This window comes from Inquilinus sp. NPDC058860 (assembly GCF_042743185.1).
Taxonomy (GTDB): Bacteria; Pseudomonadota; Alphaproteobacteria; order DSM-16000; family Inquilinaceae; genus Inquilinus.
In genome coordinates this window covers 201,285-218,641 of the sequence record NZ_JBHYMS010000003.1, presented here as the reverse complement: position 1 = coordinate 218,641, position 17,357 = coordinate 201,285, and the positions used below count along the sequence as shown (strand labels likewise).

At 70.5% G+C, this 17,357-nt stretch carries 16 protein-coding genes and 1 tRNA gene; 7 read left to right on the top strand and 10 right to left on the bottom strand.

Going from position 1 to position 17,357, the window contains the following annotated elements:
• Positions 1–372: 372 nt before the first annotated feature.
• Positions 373–447: transfer RNA gene (locus ACFW16_RS03805), tRNA-Met, on the bottom strand.
• A 120-nt stretch (positions 448–567) separates the two neighbouring features.
• Between ACFW16_RS03805 and ACFW16_RS03800 the strand changes: the two genes are divergently transcribed.
• Complete coding sequence (locus ACFW16_RS03800) at positions 568–2,013, top strand: M16 family metallopeptidase (protein WP_380302021.1); 1,446 nt, start codon at positions 568–570, stop codon at positions 2,011–2,013.
• 19 nt (positions 2,014–2,032) lie between these two features.
• Positions 2,033–3,352: a M16 family metallopeptidase gene (locus ACFW16_RS03795; RefSeq protein WP_380302019.1), complete on the top strand. Its 1,320-nt coding sequence runs from the start codon at positions 2,033–2,035 to the stop codon at positions 3,350–3,352.
• Here the strand turns inward: ACFW16_RS03795 and ACFW16_RS03790 are convergent.
• The 3 genes from ACFW16_RS03790 to mnmA all read right to left on the bottom strand — a co-directional run bounded on the left by ACFW16_RS03790 (position 3,349) and on the right by mnmA (position 5,827).
• Positions 3,349–4,266, bottom strand: a complete 918-nt coding sequence (locus ACFW16_RS03790; RefSeq protein ID WP_380302017.1) for a DMT family transporter — start codon at positions 4,264–4,266, stop codon at positions 3,349–3,351. The two genes, ACFW16_RS03795 and ACFW16_RS03790, sit on opposite strands and share 4 nt — an antisense overlap.
• 95 nt (positions 4,267–4,361) lie before the next feature.
• On the bottom strand, positions 4,362–4,664 hold the full coding sequence (locus tag ACFW16_RS03785) for an SCP2 sterol-binding domain-containing protein (protein WP_380302015.1): 303 nt from the start codon (positions 4,662–4,664) through the stop codon (positions 4,362–4,364).
• A gap of 35 nt (positions 4,665–4,699) precedes the next feature.
• On the bottom strand, positions 4,700–5,827 hold the full coding sequence (gene mnmA / locus ACFW16_RS03780; RefSeq protein ID WP_380302013.1) for a tRNA 2-thiouridine(34) synthase MnmA: 1,128 nt from the start codon (positions 5,825–5,827) through the stop codon (positions 4,700–4,702).
• A 129-nt stretch (positions 5,828–5,956) separates the two neighbouring features.
• On the opposite strand from mnmA, the gene ACFW16_RS03775 reads away from it, so the two are divergent.
• The 4 genes from ACFW16_RS03775 (at position 5,957) to ACFW16_RS03760 (ending at position 9,871) form a co-directional block, all read left to right on the top strand.
• Positions 5,957–6,763, top strand: a complete 807-nt coding sequence (locus ACFW16_RS03775) for an HpcH/HpaI aldolase/citrate lyase family protein (protein ID WP_380302011.1) — start codon at positions 5,957–5,959, stop codon at positions 6,761–6,763.
• Positions 6,764–6,909: 146 nt separating this feature from the next.
• Positions 6,910–7,881: a tripartite tricarboxylate transporter substrate binding protein gene (locus ACFW16_RS03770; protein ID WP_380302009.1), complete on the top strand. Its 972-nt coding sequence runs from the start codon at positions 6,910–6,912 to the stop codon at positions 7,879–7,881.
• A gap of 12 nt (positions 7,882–7,893) precedes the next feature.
• Positions 7,894–8,361: a tripartite tricarboxylate transporter TctB family protein gene (locus ACFW16_RS03765; protein ID WP_380302007.1), complete on the top strand. Its 468-nt coding sequence runs from the start codon at positions 7,894–7,896 to the stop codon at positions 8,359–8,361.
• Between the two features lie 4 nt (positions 8,362–8,365).
• Positions 8,366–9,871, top strand: coding sequence for a tripartite tricarboxylate transporter permease (locus ACFW16_RS03760; RefSeq protein ID WP_380302005.1), 1,506 nt, complete (start codon positions 8,366–8,368; stop codon positions 9,869–9,871).
• Here the strand turns inward: ACFW16_RS03760 and ACFW16_RS03755 are convergent.
• From ACFW16_RS03755 to ACFW16_RS03735, 5 genes are all read right to left on the bottom strand, one after another.
• The gene (locus tag ACFW16_RS03755; protein WP_380302003.1) at positions 9,840–10,661 is read right to left on the bottom strand and encodes a carbohydrate ABC transporter permease; all 822 of its coding nucleotides are present in this window, start codon (positions 10,659–10,661) and stop codon (positions 9,840–9,842) included. The two genes, ACFW16_RS03760 and ACFW16_RS03755, sit on opposite strands and share 32 nt — an antisense overlap.
• Entirely contained in the window at positions 10,658–11,626 is a 969-nt protein-coding gene (locus ACFW16_RS03750) for a carbohydrate ABC transporter permease (protein ID WP_380302001.1), read from the bottom strand. The genes ACFW16_RS03755 and ACFW16_RS03750 overlap by 4 nt, the downstream gene beginning before the upstream one ends.
• Before the next feature lie 73 nt (positions 11,627–11,699).
• Positions 11,700–12,917, bottom strand: a complete 1,218-nt coding sequence (locus ACFW16_RS03745; RefSeq protein WP_380301999.1) for an ABC transporter substrate-binding protein — start codon at positions 12,915–12,917, stop codon at positions 11,700–11,702.
• A gap of 26 nt (positions 12,918–12,943) precedes the next feature.
• Positions 12,944–13,864 carry a sugar phosphate isomerase/epimerase family protein gene (locus tag ACFW16_RS03740; protein WP_380301997.1) on the bottom strand — a complete coding sequence of 307 codons (921 nt, stop codon included), beginning with the start codon at positions 13,862–13,864 and terminating at the stop codon, positions 12,944–12,946.
• On the bottom strand, positions 13,861–15,081 hold the full coding sequence (locus ACFW16_RS03735; RefSeq protein ID WP_380301995.1) for a Gfo/Idh/MocA family protein: 1,221 nt from the start codon (positions 15,079–15,081) through the stop codon (positions 13,861–13,863). The genes ACFW16_RS03740 and ACFW16_RS03735 overlap by 4 nt, the downstream gene beginning before the upstream one ends.
• Here ACFW16_RS03735 and ACFW16_RS03730 point away from each other — a divergent pair.
• Entirely contained in the window at positions 15,047–16,081 is a 1,035-nt protein-coding gene (locus tag ACFW16_RS03730; RefSeq protein WP_380301993.1) for a LacI family DNA-binding transcriptional regulator, read from the top strand. The genes ACFW16_RS03735 and ACFW16_RS03730 overlap by 35 nt on opposite strands.
• Positions 16,082–16,084: 3 nt before the next feature.
• Here the strand turns inward: ACFW16_RS03730 and ACFW16_RS03725 are convergent, their stop codons facing one another.
• Entirely contained in the window at positions 16,085–17,341 is a 1,257-nt protein-coding gene (locus ACFW16_RS03725) for a DUF2325 domain-containing protein (protein ID WP_380301991.1), read from the bottom strand.
• Positions 17,342–17,357: the final 16 nt, after the last annotated feature.

The window sequence follows — 17,357 nt, the reverse complement described above, 5'->3', positions numbered from 1 at the left end:
GCTCAAGGAGCCCGACGTCGAGGCGCTGATCGACGCCGAGCCCCCGGTCCGGGCGGCCAAACGCCTCTGCGCCTCCCTCGGCATCGACTTCGACGGCGACTACGTGGAGCCCGAGGAACCCCACCAACCCGACACCGGGTGAGACTCTGCGGGCGGATCGTACAGGCCGAAGCCACGTCCTCACCACATCCGCCGCGACTCGCGCTGAGAGCGAGTCCTGAACCCATGTGGGTGCGTGTGTGGGTGGAAATCCCAGAAAACGGGCAAGGGGAACAAACGCAAACGAAAAAGGCGGAGAACCCGGAAGGGCTCATCCGCCTCGCAAGTCCTTGATGCAACGCCAGAAGTGGCGGAACTGCACAGGAAATTCGATGGTAGCTGGGGAGGGATTTGAACCCCCGACCAAGGGATTATGATTCCCCTGCTCTACCACTGAGCTACCCAGCCATCGGGGCCGAGCGTATACGCGCCCGCCGCCGCCCATGTCAAGCCGCCCGACAGTGTCGCACCACGGCACCACAGCTTGCGGCGGCGGCTGCGCTTCCGTTACCTAGAGGCATGACCGCGATGCCCCTCTCCGTCCGCCGGTTGGCCGCCGCCTTCGTGCTGAGCGCCGCCGTCGCCGCGCCGTCCTTCGCCCAGGACGCCGCGCCCCCCGCTTCGCCGGCGGGCGCCCCACCGCTGGCGGCGCCCGCGCCGCTGCCGGACGACCTCCGGATCGCGCCGCAGGCCCGGAGCTTCACCCTCGGCAACGGGCTGCAGCTCATCGTCATCCCGGCCGGCACCGCCCCGGTGGTGACGCAGATGGTGTGGTACCGCGTCGGCGCCGCCGACGAGGCGCCGGGCCAGTCCGGCATCGCCCATTTCCTGGAACATCTGATGTTCCACGGCACCACCTCCAAGCCGCAGGGCTACTCGCAGGAGCTGGCGGCCATCGGCGGGGTCGAGAACGCCTTCACCACCGCCGACTACACCGCCTACTACCAGTCCGTGGCCAAGCAGAACCTGGCCCTGGTGATGCGCTACGAGGCCGACCGGATGCAGAACCTCGTGCTCGAGGAGAAGCGGGTCAATGCCGAGCGCGACGTGGTGCTGGAGGAGCGGCGGATGCGGATCGAGAACGAGCCGTCGTCGCGCCTCGGCGAGGCGATGAACGCCGTGCTCTACCTCAACCATCCCTACCGCGCGCCGGTGATCGGCTGGCCGTCGGAGATCGAGGCGCTGCGGCGCGAGACGGCCCTGGCCTTCTACGACCGCTTCTACACCCCGAACAACGCCACGGTGGTGATCGCGGGCGATGTCGACCCCGCCGCGGTGAAGGCGCAGGCCGAGAAGATCTACGGGCCGGTCAAGCGCCGGGCCGAGCCGCCGCCGCGGGTCCGGCCGCAGGAGCCGCAGCCGCCGGCGCCGCGCCGGCTGGATCTGACCGACGCCCGCGCCGGCCAGCCCTATCTGCGCCGAAACTACCTGGCCCCGTCGGTGGTCACGGCGGCGCCGGGCGAGGCCGCGGCGCTGCAGGTGCTGGCGGCGGTGCTGTCGGGCGAGACCGGGCGTCTCTACCGCGCCCTGGTGACCGGGCAGGGCAAGGCCCAGAGCCTGGCGGCCATGGCCGGCGCCGGCTACGACCCGGATGCGCTCGACTACAGCCCCTTCGCCGTCTACGCCGTGCCGCGCGGCGACGTGGCGCTGCCGGATCTCGAAACGGCGATGGATGCCGTGCTGGCCGGCGTTCGCGACGAGGCGGTGCCGGAGGAGGAGCTGGCGCGGGCCAAGCGCCGCCTGCTGGCCGGCGCGATCTACGGCCAGGACGATCCGGGGGCGCTGGCCCGGGTCTTCGGCGAGGCGGCGGCGCTGGGCCGCAGCGTCGCCGACGTGCAGGGCTGGCCGGGCCGCATCGCCGCGGTCACCGCCGCCGACGTGCAGAAGGCTGCCCAGACATACCTGCAGCCGCCGCGCTCCGTCACCGGGCTCCTGACCCGCCCGGCGGATGCGACCCAGGCCAAGCAGCCCTGACCGCGCGAGGATCATGCCGATGAAGCCGATGCTTTCCCCGCTGCGTGCCGCCCTGGTCGGGGCTGGACTGCTGCTCGCCGCGACCACGCTGCCGGCCGCCGCGACCACGATCGACCGCGTGGTCAGCCCCGGCGGCATCGAGGCCTGGCTGGTCGAGGACCACACCGTGCCGGCCGTGACCGTCTCCTTCTCCTTCGACGGCGGCGCCGCCCAGGATCCGGACGGCAAGGCCGGCCTCGCCTCCCTGCTCAGCGAGATGCTGACCGAGGGGGCCGGGCCCTACGACGCCCCCGGCTTCAAGACCGCCCTGGCCGACCGATCGATCCAGCTCAGCTTCTCTGCGTCGCAGGATTACAGCGGCGGCCGGCTGAAGACGCTGACCACCGAGCGCGACGCCGCCTTCGAGCTGCTGCGCCTGGCTCTGGCCGAGCCGCGGCTGGCGCAGGGCGACCTCGACCGGATCAAGGCCGGCCGGATGGCCGAGCTGAACTTCCAGGAGAACGACCCCGGCACCATCGCCGACGACCGCTGGTCCGCCGCCGCCTTCCCCGGCCATCCCTACGGCCGGCCGGCGATCGGCACCAAGGACAGCGTCGCCGCGATCGGCACGGACGACCTGCAGGACCTGCGCCGCCGCCTGTTCGCCCGCGACGGGCTGCGCCTGGCCGTGGTCGGCGACATCGACGCCGCCACGCTCGGGCCCGCGCTGGACCGCGTCTTCGGCGGCCTGCCGGCGAAGGGCGACCGCACGCCGGTGCCGGAGATCGAGGTCGCCGCCAAGGGCACCGAGACGGTGCCGATGGCGGTGTCGCAGGCGTCGATCCAGCTCGGCGTCCCGGCGCCGCGGCGCGACGATCCCGACTATTTCCCGTCGATCGTGATGAACCACATCCTCGGCGGCTCGACCTTCACCTCGCGGCTCTACCGCGCGGTGCGCGAACAGCGCGGCCTGGCCTATTCGGTCGACAGCAACACCATCCAGCTCAAGCACTCCGGGCTTCTGCTGATCACCGCCGGCACCCGCGTGGACAAGGCGGGAGAGAGCCTGTCGGTGATCCGGGACGAGATCGCGCGGCTGGCGAAGGAGGGCCCGACCGAACAGGAGGTGGCCGAGGCGAAGAGCTACCTGATCGGCAGCTACCCGCTCGGCTTCGCCTCGCACGACGCCCTGGCCTCCTATGTGCTGTCGCTGCAACTCGCCGGCCGCGGCCGCGACTTCATCGACAAGTATCCCGGCCTGATCGAGGCGGTGACGCCGGCCCAGGTGAAGGCGGTGGCCGCCCGGGTGCTGCAGGTCAAGGACCCGACCGCGGTGGTGGCGGGAACGCCGGCCAGCTAGGCCGGTCGGACCTTCGCCCGCGCCCGGCCGGGCAAGGTCATGGCGGCGACGCCGATCACCACCAGCACCAGCCCGTACAGCGCGGTCGGGGCCGGCGTCTCGCCCAGCGCCAGGACGCCGATCGCGACCCCGACCGGCACCCGCAGATAGGCCTGCGCCATGGTGGCGACCGAGCCGAGCGAGGCGATCAGCCGGAAGTAGAGGACGAAGGCGAGGGCGGTCGAGACCACGGAGAGGCCGGCCAGCGCGCCCAGCGAGGCGGCGGAGGGCGACAGCGCCCAGGGCCGGTCCAGCACCAGGCTCAGCGGGACCAGCATGGCGGCGCCGGACAGCATCGACCCGGCGGCCGGCACCATCGGGTCCAGCCCCTTGAAGTTGCGGCCGAAGATGGCGGCAATGCCGTAGCACACCGTGGCCGCGACGATCGCCAGCTGCGGCAGCAGCTGCCGGCCGGCGCCGGACAGGGCGTCGAGGCCGATCACCAGGGTGATGCCGGCGACCCCGGCGGCGATGCCGAACAGCTTGCGCCCGGTCACCGCCTCATGACGGGTCACCGCCCAGGTGAACAGGAAGGTGAAGATCGGCGAGGTCGAGTTCAGGATCGCCGCCAGCCCGGCATCGACCTCGGTCTCGGCCCAGGCGATCAGGACGAAGGGGATGGTGCTGTTGACCAGCACCTGGACCGCGAAGAGCCGCCAGGTCCGGGCATCGGTCGGCATGCGGACGCCGCGCAACCGCAGCACCAGCAGCAGGATGGCGCCGGCGATCAGGGTGCGCGCCGCGATCAGCGTCACCGGCGGGATGGTGGCGACGCCGAGCTTGATGAAGCTGTAGGAGGCGCCCCAGAGGGTGGCGAGCAGCACCAGCAGCAGGTAGTCGGTGACGGGCGGGCGCTCGGCGGCGGGTGCGGACATGGGGCCTCCTCGGTGGATGGCCCGACCATGCCCCGCGCGCGGGCGCATGTCGCGCGCGGACGCTGCGGTGTCCGTCGAAGTGTCGGGGCTCGCCCTCAGTCGTCGAGGAGTGCCGCCAGCTTCATGCCGACGGTCAGGGAGCCGTTGGCTTTGATCTTGCCGGTCATGTAGGCCATGGTCGGGCTCAGAGACCCGTCGACCATGCGCCGCAGCGTCTCCGCCTTCATGCTCAGGGTGACGTCGGCCGGAGCATCGCCGATCGACACCGCGGGCGCCGGGCCGGTGCCGTCCAGCACGATGAAGCCGTCGGCGCCGAGGTCGAACTTGACGCGGGCGTCGAGCGGGGCGCCGCCGGCAGCGCGGCCGCGCACGGCTTCGGCGAGGGCGTCGAGCGACATGGGCAAAAGTCCTTTCTGTCCGCGAAACGGTACGATCAGGCGGCGGCGCGCTCGGCCCGGGCGATGAAGCCGCCGCCGAGCACGCGGTCGCCGTCATAAAGCACGGCGGCCTGTCCCGGCGCCACCCCGTGCTGCGGCGCATGCAGCTCCAGAACCGCTGAATCCGGCCCGGTCAGCTGCACCGTCGCCGGCACCGGCGACTGGGCGGAGCGCAGCTTGGCCTCGACCATCCGGCCCTCAGCGCCCGGCGCCGAATCCAGCCAGTTCAGCTCGGTCAGGGCGACGCTGTGCCGCGCCAGGGCCGACCAGGGGCCGACGATGACGCGGCGGGCCTCGGGGTCGAGCCGGACGACATAGAGCGGCTCGTCATTCGACTTGCGGCCGCCGATGCCCAGGCCCTTCCGCTGGCCGATGGTGTAGTGGACGATGCCCTGGTGCCGGCCCAGCACGGTGCCGTCGAGATGCACGATCTCGCCGGGCCCGACGGCGCCAGGGCGCAGCCGCGCCACCACCTCGCCGTAGCGGCCCTCGGGCACGAAGCAGATGTCCTGGCTGTCCGGCTTGTCGGCGACCACGAGGCCCAGGCGCACGGCCTCGGCCCGGGTCTCGGCCTTGCTGCTGCCGCCCAGCGGGAAGCGCAGGAAGGCCAGCTGCTCCACCGTGGTGGCGAACAGGAAGTAGCTCTGGTCCTTGCCGGGATCGACGGCGCGGTGCAGCTCCGGCCCCTGCGGGCCCTCGACGCGACGGACATAGTGCCCGGTCGCGAGGCAGTCGGCGCCGAGATCCCGCGCGGTCTCCATCAGGTCGCGGAACTTGACCTTCTGGTTGCAGCGGATGCAGGGGATCGGCGTCTCGCCGCGCAGGTAGCTGTCGGCGAAATCCTCCATCACCGCCTGGCCGAAGCGGCTCTCGTAATCCAGCACGTAATGCGGGAAGCCGATGCGGTCGGCCACGGTGCGGGCATCGTAGATGTCGGCCCCGGCGCAGCAGGCGCCCTTCCTCTGGATGGCGATGCCGTGATCGTACAGCTGCAGCGTGATGCCGACCACGTCGTAGCCCTGCTCGGCAAGCCGGGCCGCGACGACGGAGCTGTCCACGCCGCCGGACATGGCGACCACGACGCGCGTCGCGGCCGGGGGCTTGTCGAAACCGAGTGAATTCATGGCCGGCAGAATATAGGGGCGGACCGGCGCCCGGAAAACCGGCAGATGATCGGGGCGGCCATGCTGGCCTGTTGTCGGACATAACGAGCGGTGCGTACACTCCTGGGAAAGCGAGGAGGGAACCCCGGAATGTTTCGCCCCAACCGGCTGAAGGAAAGGCTGCGCCGCGGCGACCAGCTGTTCGGCGCCTGGGTCGGCAGCGGCTCGCCCACGGTGGCGGAAATCATGGCCCATGCCGGCTACGACTTCGTCATCCTGGACACCGAGCACGGGCCTGGCGGCATCGACGACACCATCGGCCTGCTGCGCGCGGTGCAGGCGTCGGACACCCCGGCGGTGGTGCGGGTGCCGGCGCACGACCCGGTCTGGCTCAAGCGCGTGCTCGACGCCGGTGCCGACAGCCTGATGGTGCCGATGATCGAGAGCGCGGCCGAGGCCGAGGCGCTGGTCCGCGCCTGCCGCTATCCGCCGGCCGGCCGCCGCGGCTATGCCGCCGGCGCGGTGCGCGCCTCGACCTACGGCTTCGAGCCGGACTACATGCGCAAGGCCAACGACAACCTGCTGCTGCTGGCCCAGATCGAGTCCAAGGACGCGGTGCCCGAGGCCGCGGCGATCGCCCGGGTCGACGGCATCGACATGGTGTTCATCGGCGTCAATGACCTCGGCGGCTCGATCGGCCTGCTGGAGCAACTGCACGACCCGCGGGTGCAGGACCTGGTCCGGCAGATCGAGGACGCGGTGCGGCCGACCGGCACGCCGCTCGGCACCGTGCCCAGCTCCGCCTCCACCTGGGCCGAGCTGTTCGACCGCGGCTACCGCATGGTCACCGGCGGCGGCGACGTGCCCTATCTGCGCCAGGCGGCGTCGGACTCCGTAGCGGCCTACAAGGCCTACCGCGAGGGCGCGGGGAAGGGGACCAAGGGCGGCGGCTATTAGCGGCAGCGTGTAGGTTGGGTTCGCCCTTGCGAACCCAACATGGCGACGCCGATGGGGTGTTGGGTTCGCGCCGCGAACCCAACCTACGGCAACAAACCGGCGCCAAGACCGGTGCGGAAACACACAGAAAACAGAAGGGGGAAACCATGCTCAAGACCGTGATCGCCGGCCTCGCCGGCACCCTGCTGGCCGCCGTGGCGGCGCCCGCCGCGCAGGCGGAATGGCCGGAGCGGCCGATCACTTACATCGTGCCCTGGGCGGCCGGCGGCGGCACCGACGCCGTCTCCCGCATCCTCGCTTCCTTCCTGGAGAAGGAGCTGGGGCAGCCGGTCAATGTCGTGAACCGCACCGGCGGCAGCGGCGTGGTCGGCCACACCGCGATCGCGACCGCGGCGGCCGACGGCTACACCATCGGCACGCTGACGGTCGAGATCAACATGATGCACTGGCAGGGGCTGACCGACCTGACCTGGGAGAGCTACACGCCGCTGGCCCTGGTCAACGCCGATCCGGCGGCGATCGAGGTGGCGGCCGATTCCCCGCATGGCGACATCAAGGCGCTGCTGGAGGCGATCAAGGCCAATCCCGGCAAGCTCAAGGCCTCCGGCACCGGCCAGGGCGGCATCTGGCACCTGGCCCTGGCCGGCATGCTGCGCGACGCCGGGCTCGACCCCGCGGCGGTGACCTGGGTGCCCAGCCAGGGCGCGGCGCCGGGGCTGCAGGACCTGGTGGCCGGCGGCGTCGACCTGACGCCGGTGTCGCTGCCGGAGGCGCGCTCGCTGATCGACGCCGGAAAGGTCAAGGCCCTGGCGATCATGGATGCGGAGCCGAGCGCCCTCTATCCTAGCGTGCCGACGCTGAAGAGCGTGACCGGCAGCGGCTGGACCATGGGCGCCTGGCGCGGCGTCGGCGGACCCAAGGGCATGCCGGAGGACGTGACGAAGAAGCTGACCGAGACCATCGGCCGGATCGTCCAGGGCGCCGAGTACCAGGACATGGTCAAGTCGCGCGGCTTCGGCACCAAGGTGGCGCTGGGCGACGAGTTCGCGGCCTATATGAAGGCCTCGAACGACGCGCTCGGCGAGGTGATGAAGGCCACCGGCCTGGCCAAGCAGTAGCCGGCCGGTCCCGTGCGCTTCAACGACGCGATCTTCGGTGCCGTCCTGCTGCTGGCCGGCATCGCCATCGCCTGGGCCGCGGCGGGGCAACCGCCGATGCCGGGACAGGCCTTCGGGGCGGGGTCCTTCCCGCTCGTCATCGGCGTGGCGCTGGCGGTCACCGCCCTGCCGCTGATCCTGTCCGGGCTGCGCCGGCGCAGCCCGGCGCTCAGCCTCGGCGACTGGGCGCGCTCGCCGCGCTGCTGGCGCGACCTGGCGCTGACCCTGGCGGCACCGGCCGTCTACATCCTGGCGGCCGATCATGTCGGCTTCGTGCCGACGGCCTTTGCGATCCTGCTGGTGCTGGCGGCGACGCTCGGCGCCCGGCTGGCGACGGCGACGGTGTTTGCCGCGGTCATGGCCGTCGGCCTCTATCTCGGCTTCGCCCAGGGGCTGCGCGTGCCGCTGCCCCGCGGCTGGCTCGGCCTGCTCCTGGGGTGACGCGATGACCGATCTGCTGCAGGCCCTCGAGCTCGTCTTCGATCCCTATGTCCTGGCCGTGATCGCCGGCTCCGCCGTCTACGGCATGCTGGTCGGCGCCATCCCGGGGCTGACCGCGACCATGGCGACCGCGCTCCTGATCCCGGTCACCTTCTTCATGCCGCCGATCCCGGCGGTGGCGGCGATCGTCACCGCCACCGCGATGGCGATCTTCTCCGGCGACATCCCGGGCTGCCTGCTGCGCATGCCCGGCACTCCGGCCTCGGCCGCCTATACCGACGAAGCCTACGCCATGACCCGCAAGGGGCAGGCGGAGACGGCGCTCGGCGCCGGGCTGTTCTTCTCCGCGCTCGGCGGGCTGTTCGGCACGGCGGTGCTGATCGTGGCGGCGCCGGCCCTGGCCGATTTCGCGCTGAAGTTCAGCTCCTTCGAGTATTTCTGGCTGGTGCTGCTCGGCCTGTCCTGCGCCGTCTTCATCTCCGGCGCCCAGGTGACGAAGGGCATCGCGGCGCTGCTGCTCGGCCTCTTCATCTCCTGCATCGGGCTGCAGAACCCGGCCGGCGTGCCGCGCTTCACCTTCGGCAGCGTCGACCTGATGGGCGGCATCAACGCCATCAACGTCATGGTCGGCCTGTTCGCGGTGTCCGAGGTGATGCGCGCCGTCCTGTCCGTGCGCCAGCCGATCGAGGTGGCGCGCCGGCCGTCGGGCAACGTGCTGGCCGGGCAGCTGAAGCTGCTGTTCACCTATCCGCTCGGCTTCCTGCGCGGCAGCGTGCTCGGCACCATCGTCGGCATCCTGCCCGGCGCCGGGGCCGATATCGCCGCCTGGATGTCCTATGCCGTGTCCAAGCGCTTCTCGAAGACGCCGGAGAAGTTCGGCACCGGCCATGTCGAGGGCATCATCGAAAGCGGCTCGGCCAACAACTCGGCCCTGGCCGGGGCCTGGGTGCCGGCGCTGGTGTTCGGGATCCCCGGGGATTCGATCACCGCCATCGCCATCGGCGTCCTGTACCTCAAGGGGCTGAATCCCGGGCCGACCCTGTTCATCGAGCAGGCGCCGCAGATGTACGCCATCTTCCTGATCTTCATCCTGGCGAACATCGTCATGATCCCGCTCGGCCTCGCCACCATCCGGGCGGCGCGGCAGATCCTGCTGCTGCCGCGCAGCCTCTTGAGCCCGCTGATCCTGATGTTCTGCATCGTCGGCGCCTTCGCGATCGAGAACTCGCTGCTCGGCGTGCTGGTGATCCTGGTGTTCGGCGTGATCGGCTTCGTGATGGAGGAGAACGGCTTCCCGGTGGCGCCGATGATCCTGGGCCTGATCCTCGGGCCGATGCTCGAGGACCATTTCTTCACCTCGATGATCAAGGCCGACGGCAGCCTGCTGGCCTTCTTCGAGCGGCCGATCGCCGGCACGCTCGGGGTCCTCGCGGTGGCGATCTGGGCGCTGGTTCTCCTGGCCGGCGTGCGGCGGGCTTTTATTTCAGCGCCCCAGCCGTCAGCCCGCTGACGATCCGGCGCTGCAGCAGGGCGAAGACGATCAGGATCGGCGTCACGTAGATCGCGGCATAGGTCATGATCCCGCCCCAGTCATTGGTGTTCGGGCCCATGAAGGAGGACAGGCCGACCGTCGCGGTCTGCAGATTCTCCGCCGCGATCAGCGAGCGCGAATAGACGTATTCGCCGAAGGACTGCAGGAAGATCAGCACCGAGACGACCAGGATGCCGTTGCGGGCGAGCGGGATCATGATGCGCAGGAAGGCGCCGATGCGCGAGGCACCGTCCACCCGCGCCGCATCCTCCAGCTCGCGCGGCACCTGCAGGAAGGTCGACCGGCACAGAACGATATAGAGCGGCAGCACCTTGGCGGTCTGGGCCAGCACCACGGCGGCACGGGGAGTCTCCAGGAGGCCGATCTGGCTGAAGGCGACGAAGATCGGCGTCACCATCAGCGACGGCGGCAGCACCTGCAGCATCAGCACCAGGAACAGCGCCACCGCGGTCCAGACGTTGCGATGGCGCGACAGGGCATAGGCGGCGCCGGTGCCGATCAGTGTCGCCAGCGCCGTGGTGCCGACCGCGATCAGCAGCGAGTTCCACAAATACCGGTCCATCGCATGCTCGGCGAAGATCCGGCCGAACTGCCATTGCGGGTCGGTCGGCCAGAAGCTCGGCGGAAAGGCGAAGATCTCGCTGCCCGACTTCAGCGCCGTGACGTACATCCAGTACAGCGGGAACAGGTAGATCGCCGCGAACAGCAGGGCGAAGCCCAGCAGGATGAAGGGCTTTGCCGGCTTCATGCCGCGTGCTCCCGCTCGGTCGAGCGGACGTAGAGCGCCGCGACCAGGATCACCAGCGCGATCATCAGCACCGCGACGACGCTGCCGGCCGAGATTTCGTAGGTCTCGAACGACATCTGCCAGGACCAGTACTGGGCGACGTTCGATGCATTGGCCGGGCCGCCTTTGGTCAGGGCCGCGATCAGGTCGAACTGCTGCAGCGTGAAGATGATGCCGAGCGAGACGACGGCGCCCAGCGTCGACCGCATCATCGGCAGGGTGATGTGCAGGAAGCGGCGACCGGCCCGGGCGCCGTCGATCTCCGCCGCCTCGTACAGGTCGCGCGGGATCGCGGCGAGGCCGACCGACAGCAGGATCATGTTGAACGGGATGCCCAGCCAGATGTTGGCGATGATCACCGCGAACAGAGCGAAATCCGGGTCCGACAGCCAGAAGATCTTGCCGCCGGTCAGGTGCAGGCTGGTCAGGGCATAGTTCAGCACGCCGAAATCGCCGGCGAGGATCCATTTCCAGATCGCGCCGACCACCAGCGCCGGCATGATCCAGCCGGCCAGGAACACGCCGCGGATATAGGTCGCGCCCGGGAAGGACTGCTGGAAGAACAGGGCCAGGCCGAAGCCGATGCCGAGCTGGAAGGTGATCGACAGCACCACGAACAGCACGGTGTTCTTCAGGATCTGCAGCGCCTCCGGCCGCGAGAACACGTCGCGGTAGTTGTCGAGCCCGGCGAAGGGCCGGTCGAAGGACGCCAGCGAGAACATGTCGACCTGCTGCAGCGACATCACCAGCGTGTAGACCAGCGGGAAGGCGGCGAAGACCAGCAGGTAGCCGACCGCGCACAGCACCAGGGTGACGTCGAACCCGCTGCCGTCCCGCAGGGTGCGGAGCAGGGGGATGCGGGAGAGGGCGGAGCGGGAATTCACCGAACGATCGGTCATCGATTGGCGGATCTGGGCACTTGTCATCGACACCCCCTCCCCCTGCCCCCTCCCGCGAGGGGAGGGGGAGCTTGAATGATCAGGTCGTGTCCGGTCGTCCTCACTTCTTCAGCACGCGGTCGATCGTCGACTGGGCGGTCGCGAGCGCGGTCTTGGCGTCGGTCTGGTGCGTCAGGGTGGACTGGATCGCGGTCTGGATCGCCTTCGAGATCTTCGGCCAGTCGGGGTTCGGGCCGCGCGGCCGGGCGTACTGCATCTGTTCGGTGAACACGGCATAGGCCTTCGGCCATTGCGGCGAGTCGGCCTTGGCGTTCTGGACCGGCGGCAGCAGGCCGAACTCGTTCCAGATCCGATGGTTCTGCGAGTAGATGTACTCCAGCAGCATGAACGCCTCCTTCGGGTGCTTGGAGGTCTTGAAGATCACGTTGTTGAAGTCGCCGAGGGCCGAGGCGCGCGGGCTGCCGTCCTTCTCCACCGGGAACAGCGCGACGCGCCAGTCGAACTTGGCCTCCTTGGCCATGAACGGCAGCTCCCACGGCCCGGAGATGACCATGGCGGCGCTGCCGGCGTTGAAGGTGCCGGACGAATCGTGCTGGCTGCGGATCAGCGTGTCGGGCGAGGCCAGCTTCTCGTCGAGCAGCTTCTGCCAGAATTCCAGCGCCCGCACCGCGCCGTCCGACCCGACGCTGTCGTAATCGGCGCCGGCGCTCTGGATGAAGGGCAGGAACTGGAAGGTGCCCTCCTCCGTGCCGATGGCGGAGAAGGCGAGGCCGTAGACGTTCTTGGCCGGGTCGGTCAGCTTTTTCGCCGCCTGGTACAGCTCGTCCCAGGTCTGCGGCGGCTTGTCGGGGTCGAGGCCAGCCGCCTTGAACATGTCGGCGTTATAGTAGAGGGCGAGGGTGTTGGAGGCACGCGGGATGGCGAACAGCTTGCCGTCCCAGGTCGAGGAGTTGCGCGGGCCGGGATAGAAGGCGTCGGCCTTGATCACCTGCGACTGCTCGACATAGGGCGTCAGGTCCAGGAGCACGCCGCGGGCCGCGAACATCGCCGTCTCGGGATTGTCGATGCCGATCACGTCGGGGGCCGAACCGGCGGCGTAGGCCCGCATCGAGTCGTTCACCACGTCGGCGAAGTTGACGTGCTTGATGTTGACTTTGATGTCGGGGTGCTGGGCCGCGAACTCCCTGGCCAGCACATAGGTGAACTCGCCCTCGTCGTCATGGGTCCAGACCTCCAGCGTCACCGGCTCGGCTTGGGCCAGGGTGGCGGAGGCCAGAAGGGCGGCGGTTCCCAACAGAAGTCGCAGGGTCCTGGACATGAGCTTCCTCCACTGTGTTGGTTGTTCTATTGCGGATTGGCGATGAACTCCCCGCCGCGGCAGCGCTGCAGGTAGCGCAGGCCCTCGACCTGGCCGGTCATCTCCAGGTCGTCGCGATAGACCGGGTCGTGCCAGCCCTCGATGTCGATCGCGCCGCGGAAGCCGCCCAGCCGCAGCTCGGTGATCACCCGGGTCCAGTCGGTGTCGCCGAAGCCGGGGGTGCGGTGGAAGGCGAAGGGCACGCGGCCGTGCACGCCGTGCTCCTTGACCACGTCCCAGCGCACCGTCGCGTCCTTGCCGTGGACGTGGAAGATCTTCGGCGCCCAGCGCCGGATCTGCGGCACGGGGTCGATCAGGTAGTACAGCTGGTGGCACGGCTCCCATTCCAGGCCGAGATTGTCGTCCGGCAGGGCGTCGAACATCAGCTCCCAGGCGGCAGGGTTGTGGGCGATGTTCCAGTCGCCGGACTTCCAGCTGCCCTCCATCGGGCAGTTCTCGAAGGCCAGGCGCACGCCCTTGTCGGCGGCGCGCTTGGCCAGCCGGCCGAACACCTCGCGGAATCGCGGCAGGCTCTCCTCCAGCGGCCGGCCGCGCACCCGGCCGGTGAAGCCGGCGACGATGTCGGTGCCGAACAGATGGGCGTTGTCGATCAGCGCCTCCCACCCGGCCAGGGTCTCGCGGTCCTGCGCCTGATCCTCCAGCGGGTTGCCGAACATGCCGAGCGCGCCGACGGTGACGCCGCTGTCGCCGATCGCCTCGCGGATCTGGCCGGCCAGGCGCGGGATATCCTTGCCGCCCAGCGTCTGCCAGAAGAACGGCTCGATGCTCTCGAAGCCATGGGCGATGATCTGCCGGACATAGCCGGCCGGGTCGTCGCCATTGGCCTTCACCATCGTGCCGATGCGGATGTCCTGGTGCCCGGTTCGGGCAGGTTTGGCGCTGGTCATGGTTCCTCGATCGTCTGGATGGCCACGCGGCGGCCCTGGCGCGCGCTCTCGATCGCGGCGAAGACCATGGCGAGGCTGTGGAAGTTCTGGTGGCCGACCGTCTCCGGCTCGGCGCCCGCGCGGATCGCGCCGACGAAGTCGCGGATCACGCCGAGATGGCCGCCGGTCCGGTCGGCCGGGTCCACCGGCGGCACCTCGACCGCTTCGGGCTCGAAGAACAGGCCGTCGCGCCGGTCGGTCGCGACCTCGGCGCTGAACGCCTCGGCCCCGTCCCAGCTCAGGCTGCCTTTGGTGCCGGTCAGGCGCCAGGCGCTCTCCCAGCTGGTGCGCAGCCCTTCGGCGCACCAGCTGCCGCGATAGGTCAGGACGGCGCCGCCCTCCAGCTCGAAGATGGCGTTGGCAGCGGCGCCATGGGCGTACCAGGACCCGGCCGGGTTGCTCTCGTGGCAATAGACGGCGAGGGGGCGGCGGCCGGCGACCAGCCGGGCGGCGTCCAGGGTGTGGATCGCCATGTCCAGCAGCAGCACATGCTGCATCTCCTCGCGGAACCCGCCGAAATGCGGTCCGACGAAGAAGTCGCAGTGCACGCCGGTCAACTCGCCGATCAGACCGCTCTCGACCGCCCGGCGCAGGCGTCGGATGCCGGGGATGTAGCGCCGGTTCTGCACGATCGCGTGCAGCCGCCCGGCCTCTTTCGCCGCCGCCACCAGCTCACGCGCTGCCGCGAGGCTGTCGGCCATCGGCTTCTCGCTGAGGACATGGCAACCGCGGGCGAAAGCAGCCAGCACCACCTCGCGGCGGGCGGGCGGCACGACCACGTCGAACAGGATGTCGGGCTGCAGCCGGTCCAGCAGGGCCGGCACATCGGTGCCGATCTCGGCGCCGGCCAGACCGAACTCCTCGGCGCGGCCGCGGGCCCGCCCGGGGGCGAGATCGGCCAGGCCGACCACCTCCAGCCCCTCGATCTGGCGGGCGGCTTCGAGCCAGGCCCGGCTCATGGCGCCACATCCGGCAAGCACGGCTCGCACTTCGATCTCGCTCCCCTCGGCTCGACAGATTGTTCGATTGTGTCGCCGTAAACGTTTACGATATTGATATCGGACATATCGGCCTGTCAATCCGCTTCTGGCGCGGCGTGTCGGTTCGGTTGCACTCTGGAGACGCCGGAGGGGAGGGAAGTCCTTGGGAATCCGCGAGCTCGCGAAGCATCTGAACATCTCGATCGGGACCGTCTCCCGCGCCCTCAACGGCCGCGGCGACGTCAATCCGGAGACCCGGCGGCGGGTGCTGGAGGCGGCGGCGGCGCTGGGCTATTCGCCGAACCAGTCCGGCCGCAGCCTGCGCCGCGGCACGACCAACGCGGTCGCCTTCATGCTGCAGGCCTATAGCGGGCCGGAGCCCTATGGCGAGCCGTTCTTCATCGGCCTGTTCGACGGGGTGCAGGAGGTGCTGGCCCGGCACGGGCTCGACCTGGTCGTGCTGCTGAACACGCCGGACGGCGACCACGAGGCGCAGCTGCGCCGGGTGGTGGAGCGGCGCCTGGCCGACGGCATCCTGTTGCCCTGGACCCGGCGAATCGACCCGCGGCTGGACTTTCTGGCCGAGCGCCGCTTCCCCTTCGCGGCGCTGGGCCGCAGCCTGTCCGGCGGCGACCACCCCTGGCTCGACCTGGACTTCCACCAAGCGGCGGAGACTGCGGTCGGCCGGCTGGCCGGATTCGGCCACCGCCGCATCGCCCTCGGCAATGCCGGGCACGACCTGATGCAGGGCCATGTGCTGCTCGACGGCTACCGCCAGGCCCTGGCCAAGCACGGCATCGGCTTCGACGAGGCGCTGGTGCATGGGGAGGAGATGACCGAGGCCGGCGGCTACCGCCTGGTCGACGCGCTGCTGCGGCGCGGGCCGCCGCCCACCGCGCTGTTCCTGGTCAACGAACGCATGGTGGTCGGGGCCTATCGCCGGCTGAACGAAGCGGGTCTGCGCCCGGGCCGCGAGATCGCGGTGATCGGCGGCATGATCGACAGCCCGTTCAGCCGCTTCCTGTCGCCGGCCCTGACCTGCTTCCGCCTGTCGCTGCACGATCTCGGGGTGAAGCTGGCCGAGGCGCTGCTGGCGACCATGCCGGACCACGCCGACACCTATGGCGGCCTGGTGCAGGACCTGTGGCCGTTGGAGCTGGTGCCGCGCGAGAGCGATCGGGTGCTGCTGGGCGGGTAGGGCCTACGCCGGCGGTGCCGCGCCTGGCAGCGCCTCGACCGCGGCGGCGAAGCTGGCCAGGCTGGCGGTGCGCAGGGGCACGAAGGGTTTTTGCGTCTCGCGGCACAGGCGCTTCACCTGGCCGGCCGCGTGGTGGCTGACGCAATCGACAGGGAAGAAGGCGACATCGGCCTGGCTGACCAGGCCCGGCAGCAGTGTCGGGCTGTCCTCGACGCCGCCGTCATGGCTCAGCAGCACGCCGCCGAACCGCGCGGTCAGGGCCCGCAGCTGCTCGACCTGCTTCGGCCGGCCGCCGACATAGAGCAGCGTCCGCCCCTGCAGCTCCGGCGCCGGCCCGGGCGCCGCGGCAGGCTCCGCCGCCGGCTCGTCCAGCGCCGCCTCCAGCGCGGCGAGCTCGTCCCGCAGCGCCGCGGCCTGCCCCTCCGCCTGCTCCGCCCGTTCGGTCATCCGGGCGACGGCCTCGTCCTGAGCCGCCAACCGCTCGGCCAGCAAAGCGGAGCGTGCCTGCTCATCGGCCAGGCGCCGGCGCAGCGCCTCGTCCTCCGCCGGGGCGGCGGGCGCCGGCATTGCGGCCTGGCGCCGCGCCGCCTGCTCCAGCTCCGCCACCCGCCGGGCCAGGGTCTCGCGTTCCGTGCCCAGCTGCTGCAGCCGCTCCTCCTGCCGCGCGATCCGGTCGTCACGGGCGCCGAGCTCCTGTTCCAGATGCCGCAGCCGGGCGATGTCGGCGCGGTTCGACATGCCGACGAGATGCGACAGCATGTGCACCTCGCCATACACCTCCTGCACCAGCGGCCCATCGGTGGCGGGGTGGGACAGCACCGCCCAATAGGCGCCGGGGATGTCGCCGCGCTCCAGCGCCTCCTGCCACAGCGCCCGCACCTCCGCCGCATTCCGCGCCTTGGCGAAGCGCCGGATCGCCGTCTCGTGCCGCCTGTCGAGCAGCTTGTTCAGCAGCTTGCCGGCGACCTCCTTCTGCCCGGCCGCCCGCACCGCGCGGCCGTGCAGCACATGGTCGGAAGCGGTCCGCGCATCCGGGTCGTTCAGCTTGGCGAAGAGCTGCCGCAGGTCGCCGGTCGACAGGCAGGTGCCGACCACCGAGCAATGCAGGTTCGGCGACAGCTCCCAGATCCGGTCGCGGCCCTTGGCCGGGAGGGCGAGCTCGTCCTGCCTGTTCGCCGCCGGCGGGCGCGGGATGACGGCCGACGGCATCGGCACCGAGGCCGTCCGGAACAGAGGCGCGGAAACCGGCAGGGTCGGCATGCCGGGGGCTCCCATC

Bases quoted from the DNA above. Each gene is read 5' to 3' on its own strand.
- ACFW16_RS03790 (WP_380302017.1), bottom strand. From the start codon at position 4,266: ATGTCCGCACCCGCCGCCGAGCGCCCGCCCGTCACCGACTACCTGCTG.
- ACFW16_RS03785 (WP_380302015.1), bottom strand. From the start codon at position 4,664: ATGTCGCTCGACGCCCTCGCCGAAGCCGTGCGCGGCCGCGCTGCCGGC.
- ACFW16_RS03755 (WP_380302003.1), bottom strand. From the start codon at position 10,661: ATGAAGCCGGCAAAGCCCTTCATCCTGCTGGGCTTCGCCCTGCTGTTC.
- ACFW16_RS03760 (WP_380302005.1), top strand. From the start codon at position 8,366: ATGACCGATCTGCTGCAGGCCCTCGAGCTCGTCTTCGATCCCTATGTC.
- ACFW16_RS03795 (WP_380302019.1), top strand. From the start codon at position 2,033: ATGAAGCCGATGCTTTCCCCGCTGCGTGCCGCCCTGGTCGGGGCTGGA.
- ACFW16_RS03725 (WP_380301991.1), bottom strand. From the start codon at position 17,341: ATGCCGACCCTGCCGGTTTCCGCGCCTCTGTTCCGGACGGCCTCGGTG.
- ACFW16_RS03770 (WP_380302009.1), top strand. From the start codon at position 6,910: ATGCTCAAGACCGTGATCGCCGGCCTCGCCGGCACCCTGCTGGCCGCC.
- ACFW16_RS03735 (WP_380301995.1), bottom strand. From the start codon at position 15,081: ATGTTCAGATGCTTCGCGAGCTCGCGGATTCCCAAGGACTTCCCTCCC.
- ACFW16_RS03750 (WP_380302001.1), bottom strand. From the start codon at position 11,626: ATGACAAGTGCCCAGATCCGCCAATCGATGACCGATCGTTCGGTGAAT.
- ACFW16_RS03745 (WP_380301999.1), bottom strand. From the start codon at position 12,917: ATGTCCAGGACCCTGCGACTTCTGTTGGGAACCGCCGCCCTTCTGGCC.
- mnmA (WP_380302013.1), bottom strand. From the start codon at position 5,827: ATGAATTCACTCGGTTTCGACAAGCCCCCGGCCGCGACGCGCGTCGTG.
- ACFW16_RS03775 (WP_380302011.1), top strand. From the start codon at position 5,957: ATGTTTCGCCCCAACCGGCTGAAGGAAAGGCTGCGCCGCGGCGACCAG.
- ACFW16_RS03740 (WP_380301997.1), bottom strand. From the start codon at position 13,864: ATGACCAGCGCCAAACCTGCCCGAACCGGGCACCAGGACATCCGCATC.
- ACFW16_RS03800 (WP_380302021.1), top strand. From the start codon at position 568: ATGCCCCTCTCCGTCCGCCGGTTGGCCGCCGCCTTCGTGCTGAGCGCC.